Origin of the sequence: Catellatospora bangladeshensis (genome assembly GCF_016862575.1) — a bacterium.
GTDB lineage: Bacteria > Actinomycetota > Actinomycetes > Mycobacteriales > Micromonosporaceae > Catellatospora > Catellatospora bangladeshensis.
Window position 1 is genome coordinate 134,677 of the sequence record NZ_BONF01000004.1, and the last position, 12,345, is coordinate 147,021.

At 69.8% G+C, this 12,345-nt stretch carries 13 protein-coding genes and 1 tRNA gene; 12 read left to right on the forward strand and 2 right to left on the reverse strand.

Annotation, left to right across the window (positions count from 1 at the left end):
- Positions 1-118 precede the first annotated feature (118 nt).
- Positions 119-553, forward strand: a complete 435-nt coding sequence (locus Cba03nite_RS02380) for an RrF2 family transcriptional regulator (RefSeq protein WP_203741176.1) — start codon at positions 119-121, stop codon at positions 551-553.
- A 115-nt stretch (positions 554-668) separates the two neighbouring features.
- The gene (locus tag Cba03nite_RS02385) at positions 669-1,571 is read left to right on the forward strand and encodes a sulfite exporter TauE/SafE family protein (protein ID WP_203741178.1); all 903 of its coding nucleotides are present in this window, start codon (positions 669-671) and stop codon (positions 1,569-1,571) included.
- A 115-nt stretch (positions 1,572-1,686) separates the two neighbouring features.
- On the opposite strand, the gene Cba03nite_RS02390 is transcribed toward Cba03nite_RS02385, so the two are convergent.
- Together Cba03nite_RS02390 and Cba03nite_RS02395 are read right to left on the reverse strand one after the other, a co-directional pair.
- Positions 1,687-2,442: a transcriptional regulator gene (locus Cba03nite_RS02390; protein ID WP_203741180.1), complete on the reverse strand. Its 756-nt coding sequence runs from the start codon at positions 2,440-2,442 to the stop codon at positions 1,687-1,689.
- Positions 2,443-2,491: 49 nt separating this feature from the next.
- Positions 2,492-2,565 (reverse strand) — tRNA-Leu (locus Cba03nite_RS02395).
- A gap of 102 nt (positions 2,566-2,667) precedes the next feature.
- On the opposite strand from Cba03nite_RS02395, the gene Cba03nite_RS02400 reads away from it, so the two are divergent.
- The 10 genes from Cba03nite_RS02400 (at position 2,668) to Cba03nite_RS02445 (ending at position 12,302) form a co-directional block, all read left to right on the forward strand.
- Positions 2,668-3,279, forward strand: coding sequence for an ANTAR domain-containing response regulator (locus Cba03nite_RS02400; RefSeq protein ID WP_155374664.1), 612 nt, complete (start codon positions 2,668-2,670; stop codon positions 3,277-3,279).
- Positions 3,280-3,313: 34 nt separating this feature from the next.
- Positions 3,314-4,492, forward strand: coding sequence for a hypothetical protein (locus Cba03nite_RS02405; protein WP_203741182.1), 1,179 nt, complete (start codon positions 3,314-3,316; stop codon positions 4,490-4,492).
- 174 nt (positions 4,493-4,666) lie between these two features.
- Entirely contained in the window at positions 4,667-5,827 is a 1,161-nt protein-coding gene (locus Cba03nite_RS02410; protein ID WP_203741184.1) for a branched-chain amino acid ABC transporter substrate-binding protein, read from the forward strand.
- Positions 5,828-5,943: 116 nt separating this feature from the next.
- Positions 5,944-6,897 (forward strand): branched-chain amino acid ABC transporter permease, encoded by a 954-nt coding sequence (locus Cba03nite_RS02415; RefSeq protein ID WP_203741186.1) that lies wholly within the window; start codon positions 5,944-5,946, stop codon positions 6,895-6,897.
- A complete protein-coding gene (locus Cba03nite_RS02420) occupies positions 6,894-8,045 on the forward strand; it encodes a branched-chain amino acid ABC transporter permease (protein WP_203741188.1) in 1,152 nt (383 codons plus the stop codon). The genes Cba03nite_RS02415 and Cba03nite_RS02420 overlap by 4 nt, the downstream gene beginning before the upstream one ends.
- Complete coding sequence (locus tag Cba03nite_RS02425) at positions 8,038-8,817, forward strand: ABC transporter ATP-binding protein (protein ID WP_203741190.1); 780 nt, start codon at positions 8,038-8,040, stop codon at positions 8,815-8,817. The genes Cba03nite_RS02420 and Cba03nite_RS02425 overlap by 8 nt, the downstream gene beginning before the upstream one ends.
- Complete coding sequence (locus Cba03nite_RS02430) at positions 8,807-9,517, forward strand: ABC transporter ATP-binding protein (RefSeq protein ID WP_203741192.1); 711 nt, start codon at positions 8,807-8,809, stop codon at positions 9,515-9,517. The genes Cba03nite_RS02425 and Cba03nite_RS02430 overlap by 11 nt, the downstream gene beginning before the upstream one ends.
- Before the next feature lie 143 nt (positions 9,518-9,660).
- Entirely contained in the window at positions 9,661-10,551 is an 891-nt protein-coding gene (locus tag Cba03nite_RS02435) for an ABC transporter substrate-binding protein (protein WP_203741194.1), read from the forward strand.
- A 3-nt stretch (positions 10,552-10,554) separates the two neighbouring features.
- Positions 10,555-11,532, forward strand: coding sequence for an amino acid ABC transporter permease (locus Cba03nite_RS02440; protein ID WP_203741196.1), 978 nt, complete (start codon positions 10,555-10,557; stop codon positions 11,530-11,532).
- Complete coding sequence (locus Cba03nite_RS02445; protein WP_275411530.1) at positions 11,529-12,302, forward strand: amino acid ABC transporter ATP-binding protein; 774 nt, start codon at positions 11,529-11,531, stop codon at positions 12,300-12,302. Before Cba03nite_RS02440 ends, Cba03nite_RS02445 begins: the two co-directional genes overlap by 4 nt.
- Positions 12,303-12,345: the final 43 nt, after the last annotated feature.

Below are 12,345 nucleotides of genomic sequence, written 5' to 3' on the forward strand. Positions count from 1 at the left end.
GTGAACTGTGGGTGCGACACGCCTAAACCGGGCAAATGGCTAACAGTTCGCGCAAGATCGATGTGATCATGGCGACGAGTGGGGCAGTGGAGTGATCCAGGCGGGCGATAATCGGGGGATGCGACTGTCCGCCCGCGTCGACTACGCGCTGCGCGCCGTGATCGAACTCGCCTCCGCCGGCGACGGCCCCGTCACCTCCGAGCGCATCGCCCGCGCGCAGGAGATCCCGCCGAAGTTCTGCGAGAGCATCCTGCTGCAGCTGCGCCGCGGCGGCATCGTGTTCGCCCAGCGCGGGCCGGAGGGCGGTTACTGGCTGGCCCGGCCCGCCGAGCAGATCACGCTCGTCGAGGTCATCGAGGTGATCGACGGGCCCCTCGGCTCGCCGCGCGCCGCGCTGCCCGACGCGCCCGGCGCGGTCCAGGCGCTGCAGCGGGTGTGGACCGCGGTGGACGAGTCCGAGCGCCGCATCCTGACGCGGGTCACCATCGCGCACGTGGTCACCGGGGAGCTGCCCGACGAGGTGGCCGCGCAGCTGCCGCTCGCGGCCGGCTGACAGCTACCCGACAGCGCCGGTTCGCCAGAAATTAACAACCGCATCTTGCTTCGCCTACCATTCCTATTAAACTGGTCGGAAATACCGGGTTCAGGGGATCAGTAGGAGGCATGGCGTGCGGAAACTGCTGATCATGGCGCTGGTGGGCCTGGCCGCCCAGCTCGTCGACGGCGCCCTCGGCATGGCGTACGGCGTCACCTCCAGCACTCTGCTCCTCGTCGCCGGCATCTCCCCGGCCACCGCCTCCGCCTCCGTACACCTCGCCGAGGTCGGCACCACCCTCGCCTCCGGCATCGCCCACTGGCGCTTCGGCAACGTCGACTGGCGCGTCGTACGCAACATCGCCCTGCCGGGCGCCGTCGGCGCGTTCGCCGGCGCCACCGTGCTCAGCAGCGTCTCCACCGAAGCCGCCATCCCGTGGACCGCCGGCATCCTGCTCGCGCTCGGCATCTACCTGCTCATCCGCTTCGCCCGGCCGCTGCGGCCCACCCGGCCCCGGCCCCTGCCCACCCGCTTCCTCAGCCCGCTCGGCCTGTTCGCCGGCTTCATCGACGCCACCGGCGGGGGAGGGTGGGGCCCCGTCGCCACGCCCACGCTGCTCGCCTCCGGCAGCATGGAGCCGCGCAAGGTCATCGGCTCGGTCGGCGCGTCCGAGTTCCTCGTCGCGGGTGCCGCGTCCGTCGGCTTCCTCATCGGGCTCGGGTCCGAGGGCTTCGTGCTGCCGACCGTCGCGGCGCTGCTGGTCGGCGGCGTCATCGCGGCGCCGCTCGCCGCCTGGCTGGTCCGGCACGTGCCCGCGCAGCTGCTCGGCGCGTTCGTGGGCGGGCTCATCATCCTGGTGAACACGCGCAGCCTGCTGCGGGTGGCCGGGGTGGAGGGCGAGCTGGGTGTGTACGCGTACCCGCTGGTGGTCATCGCGTGGGCGGTAGCGCTGTCCTTTGCGGTGCGGGCCTGGCGGCGTACCCGCGCAGTCGCTGCGGAGGTCACGCCCGAGCCGGAGCTGGTGCCAGCCGCCTGACCGGCGACAGCCCTTCGACGGGGCCACAGCTTTCGGACTGGATTCCTAGGAAGGTGTACGGGGTGTGCGCGGCGCCATGCCGTGCACACCCCGCCTCGGTAGGGACGCAGTTCTCTCAGGACTTGGGGCCGACGTGCTGGTCGAGCAGGGCGACGGCGTCGCGGCGCGCGACGGACAGCGAGTTGCGGCGGTTGAGCCGCCAGGCGACGCCGAGCAGGTCCAGCGCCCAGCCGGCCAGCCCGAGGATGTCGGCCGACTCGTTGGCGAGCAGGTAGCGCGCGTACTCGTAGGTCTTACCGCGCACGGTGACGCGGTTGATGGAACGGCAGCCGTCGGAGTGGAACAGACCCCGCACGAAGTGGCCGGGCTGCCCGGTGACTACATCGCGCTGCCACGGGTCCAGCGTGATCGGCCGCTCGTGCTTGCGTCCCCGGCCCGCCTGCGGCAGCAGGCACGGCCAGTGTTTGGCGACGCTCTGCACGGTCGTGCAGCCGATCGCGTGCACCCGGGACACGCTGCGGGCGAGCACGACCCGCATCGCTCGTTCGCATTCGTTCATGATCTGTGGGTACGCGTCAGCGCAGGCGATCCGCAGCACCGGCACCCGCGCGCCGATCGCCAGGTACCCGTCGCCTAGATACAGTCCGAGAAGGTAGGCGTAGGCGGCCGCGTCGCCGGGCGGTACGGGCGGCTCCTGGCACCGAGGGCAACGGTCGCGGCTGCGATCGGGCACCGCGTCGGTGGGCATCGACTTGCGGCACCAGACCGACACGGTGTGATAGCGCAGCCCGAGCCTGCGGGACACCTCAGCGATGGTCAGGCCGTTGCGATGGAGTTCGCGGGCAGTGGCACGCACGGACAGCGGATGCACGGACGTCAGTCTGGACGGTGGGTGCGACACGGCGCTGAACTGGGCAAAGTGCCCCCGGTGGGATTCGAACCCACACTGTCGGAGGTTTGAGCTCCGTTCCTCTACCGATTGGGATACGGGGACCGTGGAGTGCGGCAGGCATTAGCGTACCTACTAGGCTGATGCCAGTGACACCCGGATTAGGCGTGTCAAGGTTGGCTCGTTGGTGTGGGGGTAGTGGTTCCGGTGACCGAGAAGCAGGCTGGTGTCGCGCGCAAGCGCGTGCTGATCGCGGAGGACGAGGCGCTGATCAGGCTGGACCTGGCCGAGATGCTCGGCGAGGAGGGCTACGATGTGGTCGGCGAGGCCGGTGACGGCGAGACCGCGGTGAAGCTGGCCGAGGAGCTGCACCCGGACCTGTGCATCCTGGACATCAAGATGCCGATCATGGACGGTCTGGCCGCCGCCGAGCGTATCGCCGGCGCGCGCATCGCCCCCGTGATCATCCTGACCGCGTTCAGCCAGCGGGACCTGGTGGAGCGGGCCCGCGCCGCGGGCGCGATGGCGTACCTGGTGAAGCCGTTCCAGCAGAGTGACCTCGTGCCGGCCATCGAGATCGCGCTGTCCCGGTTCGCCGAGGTGGCGGCGCTGGAGGCGGAGGTCGCCGGGCTCAACGACCGGCTGGAGACCCGCAAGGCGGTGGAGCGGGCCAAGGGCGCGCTGATGACGCAGTACGGCATGAACGAGCCGCAGGCGTTCAAGTGGATCCAGCGCACCGCGATGGATCACCGCCTGACGATGCGCGAGGTCGCCGAGCGGATCATCGTCGAGGCCGCCGCCGCGGAGTCCGCCGAGTAGTGACTCGGGCGCCCGGCGCTCCTACGATCGAGCGATGCGCTTGAATCGGGGGATCGTCGCCGGTGCCGTCCTGCTGGCCGCGCTCGCGGCGTGCACGCAGGCACCGCCCGCGCCGCCGAAGCCGCTGCGCCCTACGTGGGAGGCGGTGTCGCTGCCGCCCGCCCCGGGTGCTCCGGGCCGGGCGCTGCTGCGTGACGCGGTGACCTGCGGTGGCCGCTGGTTCGTGGTGGGCGGGGTGCTGGACGCCGCGGGCGGGACCCGGCCCGCGGCCTGGACCAGCGGCGACGGGCGGGAGTGGGCGACGGTCACGCTCGCGCCGCTGCGCCCCGGCGGGTACGGCGAGCTGTCCGTCCTCTACGCGGCGGGCTGCGCGGACGGCCGGCTGGCCGCGATCGGCGCGAAGAGCGGCGGCGCGCACGGCAATCCCCGGGTGAGCAGCTGGTACACGGCCCAGGGCGGCGCGCTCACGGAGATGACGGCGGCGTACGTGCTGTACGGCGGCAACGACGCGGTGAACGTCGCCCGGGTCGCGGGCGGTCCGCGGGGCTGGGGGATCGCGGGCAACCGGAAGGCGGGTGCGGCGTTCTGGTCCTCGCCGGACGGGACGGACTTCGCCCTGCACGAGGGTGTGCCGGAGCTGGCCGCGGACGAGCGGGGCCGGACGGCGGCCGCGGACGTGCTGGCGGTGGACGGTGGCTGGCTGCTGGTGGGCTCGCTGTCCCGGCCGGGCCGGGTGGACCGGGATGCGCTGGGCTGGACGTCACCCGATGGGCTGACCTGGGCGCGGGTGCCGGGCCCGGCGACGGACGCGTACGAGGAGTTCCAGCGGGTGACCCGCGTCGATGGGGTGCCGTACGCGGCGGGCCTGCGCGGGGACGTGTTCGGGGCGTGGCGGCTGGTGGACGGCGGCTGGCAGGACGCGGGCGGGTTCGGCGTGACGGGCGGGCCGGTGGCCCGGGTGGCCGGGCTGGTCCCGGCGGATGCGGGGCTGCTCGCGCTGGTGGCCGATGAGCTGCGGTTCGGGCTGTGGCTGGGGTCGGCGGGCGGCCGGTGGACCGGCGTGGAGCTGCCGGGGGAGCTGCCCGCGCGCGGGGACGCGGCGGCGGCGGTGGCCGCGGCGGGGCGGCGGGTGGTGCTGCTGGCCGACGACGGGGTAAACAGCCGGGTGTGGATCATGGACCTGGCGCCGGATGTGACAGCTTCGAGCAGGTGACCGCCGTCGGCGACACAAGTAACGGTTGGGTCAACCTGCCAGCGGGGTCTTACCGATTGGGCTGTGACTGGGATAACGTCCCAGCCCAGATCGTGGTACACGGTCTGGTCCGGTGTCCCCGCAGCCACGTCGGCGCAGAGACGGCCGGATCTTCGATGGAGGAGGGTTCCAGCCTTGAGGCAGCAACTCGCACGGGTGCTCGGAGGCGTCGCCGTTCTGGCGCTCGTCGCCGGTGGTGCCGCGGCATGCAAGTCGGACGACGCCACTCCGGGCGCCGGTTCGAAGGTGTGCGACCTGAAGCTCGGTTTCTTCGGCGCCCTGACGGGCGACGCGGCCGGTCTCGGCATTCACATGCGCAATGGTGTCAAGCTCGCGCTTGAGCAGTACAACAAGGACAACGCCGACTGCAAGGTCGCGCTGGAGGAGTACGACTCCCAGGGTGACCCGGCCAAGGCCCCGGCGCTGGCCACCAAGGCCGCCGGCGACACCAAGGTCATCGGCCTGGTCGGCCCGGCGTTCTCGGGTGAGACCGAGGCGAGCCTGGACACCTTCAAGGGCGCCAACCTGCCGATCATCACCCCGTCGGCGACCCGCCCGTCGCTGAGCGACAAGGACTGGGGCGTCTTCCACCGTGGCGTGGGCAACGACCTGGCCCAGGGCCCGGCGGCCGGCCGCTACATCAAGGACGTCCTGAAGGCCGAGAAGGTCTACGTCGTCGACGACCAGTCCGCGTACGGCACGGGTCTGGCCACCGAGGTCGTCAAGGTGCTCGGCACCGTGGCCGGCCAGGACAAGGTCCAGGTCAAGCAGGTCGACTTCGCGGCCACCGTGGCCAAGATCAAGGCCTCGGGCGCGACCGTGCTGTTCTTCGGTGGTTACTACACCGAGGCCGGTCTGCTGCTCAAGCAGGCCAAGGCGGCCGGCTGGAACGGCGTCATGGTCGCCGGTGACGGCGTCAACGACGCGAACTTCATCAAGGTCGCTGGCGACGCTGCCGCCGAGGGCACCGTGCTGACCTGCCCGTGCGCCCCGGCCACCTCGGCCAAGGGCTCGTTCGTGGCGGACTACAAGGCTCTGATCAACGCCGAGCCGGGCACCTACGCCGACGTGTCGTACGACGTCGCCAAGATCTTCCTCGAGGGCATCAAGGCGGGCAAGACCACCCGCGCCGACATGCTGGCCTTCATCGACGGCTACAACGGCACCGGTTCCGCGACCGGTGTGACGTACAAGTTCGAGAAGAACGGCGAGCTCGACCCGACCCAGGTTCTGGTGTGGGCGTTCGAGGTCAAGGGCGGCGCTGTCGTGCCGAAGGTGGAGATCCCGAAGGGCTGACCCGTTCCGGTCGGCTGACCGGTTCGTAATGCCTACGGAAGTCTGATCGTCGTGGCCGGGTGCTGGTTTCACAGTCCCGGCCACGACCCCTTCGGCCCTCATATCAGGAGCACCACGTGGATTTCAGCGAGCTGTTCCGGAACTTTCCGGAGCTCACCACAACGGGGCTGACCCAGGGCGCCATCTACGCACTCGTCGCTCTCGGCTACACCCTCGTCTACGGCGTACTGCGCCTCATCAACTTCGCACACTCCGAGGTCTTCATGGTCGGCACCTTCGCCGCCATGTGGACCTGGAACGCGCTCGGGTTCAACCAGAACCTGTCCCCCTCCGGCGTGCTGATCAGCGCGGGCGTGCTGATCGCGGGCCTGCTGGCCGCGGTCGCGGTGTCGTCGGCGACGGCGGTCGCGGTCGAGCTGACCGCCTACCGGCCTCTGCGTAAACGCAACGCGCCGCCACTGGCGTTCCTGATCAGCGCCATCGGCGCCTCGTTCGTGATCATGGAGATCATCGGTATCGCGACCGACCGCGCGCCGTACGGCAACATGCCGGAACTGGTGTCGAACAAGCCGCTGTTCACGATCCTGGGCGCGGAGATCACGCCGGTGCAGATCGTGATCGTCGTGGGTGCCCTGGTGATGCTCGTCGGGCTGGACTGGTTCATCAACAACACCCGGCTCGGCCGGGGTGTGCGGGCCGTCGCGCAGGACCCGGACAGCGCCGCCCTGATGGGTGTGAACAAGGGCCGCGTCATCGGCCTGGTGTTCCTCCTCGGCGGTGTGATGGCCGGTGTGGCCGCGGTGTTCGCCAACCTCAAGTACGGCTTCACGAAGTTCAACCTGGGCTTCCTGTTCGGCCTGAAGGCCTTCACCGCCGCGGTGCTCGGCGGTATCGGCAACCTGCGCGGCGCCGTGCTCGGCGGCCTGCTGCTGGGCCTGGTGGAGAACTACGCGTCGGCGCTCGTCGGCACCCAGTTCCGCGACCTGGTCGCGTTCGTGGTGCTGATCGCGGTGCTGATGTTCCGTCCCACCGGCATCCTGGGTGAGTCGCTGGGGAGGGCCCGCGCATGACCGACGTGCAGATCAAGAACGGCGCGCCGGAGCCCAGGGGCTTCACCGGCAAGCTGAACGCGATGTCCAAGCCGGGCCGCTGGGCCGCGATCACCGCGCTGGTGGCGCTGTTCTACCTGATGCCGCTGGGCTGGTTCGCCGACCCGCCGGGCTTCTACAACCCGCTGGTGACGTTCAGCTCCGACTTCGGCACGGTGCTGTTCGACGCCGCGATCTTCGTGTTGCTGGCGATCGGCCTCAACGTGGTGGTCGGCTTCGCCGGCCTGCTGGACCTGGGCTACTTCGGCTTCTTCGCCGTCGGCGCGTACGCCATGGCGCTGCTGACCTCGCCGGCCAGCAAGCTGATCACGGACTACCACTGGCTGGACAGCCCGTGGCCGTGGCTGGCGGCGCTGCCGGTGGCGATCGTGATCACGGCGCTGACCGGTGTGCTGCTGGGCTGGCCGACGCTGCGGCTGCGCGGTGACTACCTGGCCATCGTGACCCTGGGCTTCGCCGAGATGATCCGCGTCATCGCGGTGCAGTCGGAGTGGGTGCTCGGCGGCGACCGGGGCATCTCGGCCATCCCGCACCCGCCGGGCGAGATCGGCGGCGAGCCGATCTTCGGCTTCGTCGACCCGAAGCCGTACTACTGGCTGGTGCTCACCGTCATCATCGTGGTGGTGTTCGGGGTGCGGAACCTGGCGCGCAGCCGGGTGGGCCGGGCGTGGGTCTCGATCCGCGAGGACGAGGACGCGGCCGAGCTGATGGGCGTGCCGACGTTCAAGTTCAAGCTGTGGGCGTTCGCGATCGGCGCCACCATCGGCGGCCTGTCGGGCGCGCTGTGGGCCAGCAAGGTCAACTTCATGAACTCGACGACGTTCAGCCTGGAGAACTCGATCCTGGTGCTGGCGGCGGTCATCCTGGGTGGTGCGGGCAGCATCCCGGGCGCGATCCTGGGCGGCTTCCTGGTGGCGTACGTGCCGGAGTGGCTGCGCGGGCTCGGCGGCTTCCTCGGCCTGGACATCAACACCACGGAGTACCGGTACCTGATCTTCGGTCTCGTGCTCATCGTCATGATGATCTTCCGGCCGCAGGGCATCTGGCCCAACCGCCGCCGGGAAGCCGAGATCAAGGACCGTCAGAAGGAGGTGGCCGTCGGTGAGTGAGCGCAAGCCTCTCCTGGAGGTCGACAACGTCACGCTCCGCTTCGGCGGCGTGGTGGCGCTGGATAAGGTGGACTTCACCCTCTACGAGGGCGAGATCCTCGGCCTGATCGGCCCGAACGGGGCCGGCAAGACCACCTGCTTCAACGCCATGACCGGCGTCTACATGCCGACCGACGGCGCCATCCGGTTCCGGGGGCAGCAGATCAGCGGCAAGAAGCGCCACAAGATCACGAAGATGGGCATCGCCCGCACGTTCCAGAACATCCGTCTCTTCCCGGAGATGACGGCGCTGGAGAACGTGCAGGTGGGCGCCGACGCGCACAACCGGGGCAGCGTGCCCAGCGCGATGCTGCGCCTGCCCCGCTTCTGGCAGGAGGAGCGCCGCGGCATCAAGCGTGCCGAGGAGCTGCTGGAGTTCGTCGGCATCAAGGGCCGCACGCACGAGCTGGCCCGGAACCTGCCCTACGGCGACCAGCGCCGCCTGGAGATCGCGCGGGCGCTGGCCACCGACCCGACCCTGCTCTGCCTGGACGAGCCGGCCGCCGGCTTCAACCCGGCGGAGAAGGTAGCGCTGCTCGAGCTGATCCGCAAGATCCGTGACTCGGGCGTGACCGTGCTGCTCATCGAGCACGACATGCGGCTGGTCATGGGCGTGACGGACCGGATCGTCGTGCTCGAGTTCGGCAAGAAGATCGCCGAGGGCACCCCGGCCGAGGTCCGGGACAACCCGAAGGTGGTCGCCGCGTACCTGGGAGTCCCCGATGCTGCTTGAGATCGACAATGTCACGCTGCACTACGGGCGGATCAAGGCGCTGCACGGCATCAGCATCCACGTCAACGAGGGTGAGGTCGTCGCGCTGATCGGCGCGAACGGCGCCGGCAAGTCGACGACGATGCGGGCCATCTCCGGCCTGCGGGCGATCTCGTCGGGCGCGATCCGCTTCCAGGGCGAGGACATCAGCAAGGTCCGCGCGGACCTGCGGGTGGTCAAGGGCATCTGCCAGTCACCGGAGGGCCGGGGCGTGTTCCCCGGTATGACGGTGAAGGAGAACCTGGAGATGGGCGCGTACATGCGCCGCGACAACGCCGCCATCGCCGAGGACATGGAGCGGGTGTTCACCCTGTTCCCGCGGCTCAAGGAGCGCATCAAGCAGGCGGGCGGCACCCTGTCCGGCGGCGAGCAGCAGATGCTCGCCGTGGGCCGGGCGCTGATGGGCCGGCCGAAGCTGCTGCTGCTCGACGAGCCGTCGATGGGCCTGGCGCCGATGCTGATCCAGCAGATCTTCAACATCATCACGGAGATCAACCAGCAGGGCACCACGGTGCTGGTGGTGGAGCAGAACGCCCAGCAGGCGCTGTCGCGCGCGCACCGGGCGTACGTGCTGGAGACGGGCAACATCGTCAAGGAGGGTTCGGGCGCGGACCTGCTGCACGACCCGGCGGTGAAGGCGGCCTACCTGGGCGTGGCCTGATCCGCGAGGACGACGGCGGCCCGTCGCCACGGCTCCGAGAGCCGTGGCGGCGGGCCGCCGCGCTGTGCGCGGTCATGGGCCGAACCGACCTGCCCTGAACTCACTTTGCGTTACCGTGAATCATCACACGGTACGCAAAGGGGATGGATGTGCTCAAGAGACTGATTCCGGTCGGAGCGATCGCTCTCGCGCTGGCCGCCGGCGGCTGCGGCGGCGGTGGCGAGCCGTCGGGCACCCCGACCGGCGCCGCCCCGTCCGTCTCGGTCAACCCGACCCTGGCGGCGATGGTCCCGGACGCGATCAAGTCCGACGGCAAGATCCTGGTCGGCACGGACGCCACCTACGCCCCGAACGAGTTCCTCGCCGAGGACGGCAGCACCGTGGTCGGCTTCGACATCGACCTGTTCAAGGCCGTGGCACAGACGCTCGGGCTGCAGGTCGAGGTGCAGCCCGCCACGTTCGGCGACATCATCCCGGGCGTGCAGTCGGGCAAGTACGAGGTCGGCGTCTCCTCGTTCACGGTCAACCCCGAGCGCAAGAAGCAGTCCCAGATGGTGACCTACTTCAACGCGGGCACGCAGTGGGCGGTCAAGACCGGCAACCCGGCCGGGATCGACCCGAACAACCCGTGCGGCAAGCGCATCGCCGTGCAGCGCGACACCGTGCAGGCCGAGGACATCGCCAAGCGCTCCGAGGCGTGCGTCGCGGCGGGCAAGCCGGCCGTGGCGATCAGCCCGTACCCGGGCCAGGACCAGGTCGCCAACTCCGTGGTCACCGGCAAGGACGACGCCATGCTCGCCGACTCGCCCATCACGGCGTACGCGGTCAAGCAGTCCAACGGCCAGCTCGAGGTCATCGGCGACGTGTACGACGCCGCGCCCTACGGCTACGTGGTGAACAACGACCAGGCGCAGCTCGCCCAGGCGCTGCAGGCGGCCGTCAACGAGCTGATCCAGAACGGCACCTACGGCAAGATCCTCGAACAGTGGGGCGTGCAGGCCGGCGCCGTGCCGAACTCGCAGATCAACCCGTAGGCCATGTCCGAGCCGACGCCCTCGGCCACGCCGGTGCCGCGGCAGGCCGACCCGATCAAGGCCGTTCCGGTCCGGCACCCGGGACGGTGGGTCGCCATCGCGGTGATCGCGGTGCTCGCCGCGATGTTCGTGCACATGCTGTTCACGAACAAGGCGTTCAACTGGCCGTTCATGTTCGAGAACATGTTCCGGCCGCCGGTCATCAAGGGCCTGTGGGGCACCGTCAGCATCACCGTGCTCGCCATGATCATCGGTGTGCTGCTGGGCATCGTGGTGGCGGTGTGCCGGCTGTCGGAGAACCCGATCCTGCGCGGCGCGTCGTGGGTGTACACCTGGTTCTTCCGGGCCGTGCCCCGCCTGGTCCTGCTGACCGTCATGGGAAACCTGGGGCTGCTGTGGCCGCGCCTGGAGATCGGCGTGCCGTTCGACGTGTACATCGGCAAGCTGTTCGGGGTCGAGGACGCCAACTGGCGCTTCCTCGGCTTCACCACGCGGGACATCCTCAGCGGGTTCGCGGTCGGCGTGCTCGGCCTGGCGCTGTCGGAGGCCGCGTACATGGCCGAGATCGTGCGGGCCGGCATGCTGTCGGTCGACCCCGGCCAGGAGGAGGCCGCCACGGCGCTGGGCATGAGCCGCGGCAAGGCGCTGCGGCGGGTCGTGCTGCCGCAGGCCATGCGCGTGATCATCCCGCCCACCGGCAACGAGACCATCGCCATGCTCAAGGACACCTCGCTGCTGATCGCCGTCCCGGTCACCGCCGAGCTGTTCTTTCAGCTCGACGCGATCGGCAAGCGCACCTTCCAGATCTTCCCGATGTACGTCGCCGCGATCCTCTGGTACCTGTTCCTGGTCAGCATCCTGCTGGTGGGGCAGTACTTCCTGGAGCGCCGGTTCGCCCGCGGCTACGGCCGCAGCGGCGCGGCCAAGCTGAAGCTCGAAGGCCTCGCCGCCGAGCACGGAGGAAAGCCGGAACTGCCATGACCCACTCCGCCGAGCCCATGGTCCGCACCGAGAACGTGCACAAGTCCTTCGGCCACGTGCAGGTGCTGCGCGGCATCGACGTCACCGTGCCGCGCGGCAACGTCTGCGTCGTGCTCGGCCCGTCCGGCTCCGGCAAGTCCACCCTGCTGCGCTGCATCAACCACCTTGAGAAGATCGACTCCGGCCGGATCTGGGTCGACGGCAACCTCATCGGATACCGCCAGAAGGGCGACAAGCTCTACGAGCTGCACGACAAGGACGTCGCCGCGCAGCGCCGCGAGATCGGCATGGTCTTCCAGCGCTTCAACCTGTTTCCGCACATGTGCGCCCTGGAGAACGTCGTCGAAGCCCCCACCCAGGTCAAAGGCCAGACCAAGGCCCAGGCCTGGCGCCGCGGCATGGAGCTGCTCTCCCGCGTCGGCCTGGCCGACAAGGCCGGCAACTACCCCTCCCAGCTCTCCGGCGGTCAGCAGCAGCGCGTCGCCATCGCCCGCGCCCTCGCCATGGACCCCAAACTGATGCTCTTCGACGAGCCCACCAGCGCTCTCGACCCCGAACTCGTCGGCGACGTCCTAGACGCCATGAAGGACCTCGCCCGCTCCGGCATGACCATGGTCGTCGTCACCCACGAGATCGGCTTCGCCCGCGAGGTAGGCGACCAGCTCATCTTCATGGACGGCGGCGTCGTCGTCGAATCCGGCCACCCCCGCGAAGTCCTCACCAACCCCCAACACCCCCGCACCCGCGACTTCCTGTCCAAGGTCCTCTGACCCCCCCGCGCCTCTCTTGGTTGATCATGAACTTATGGCACGG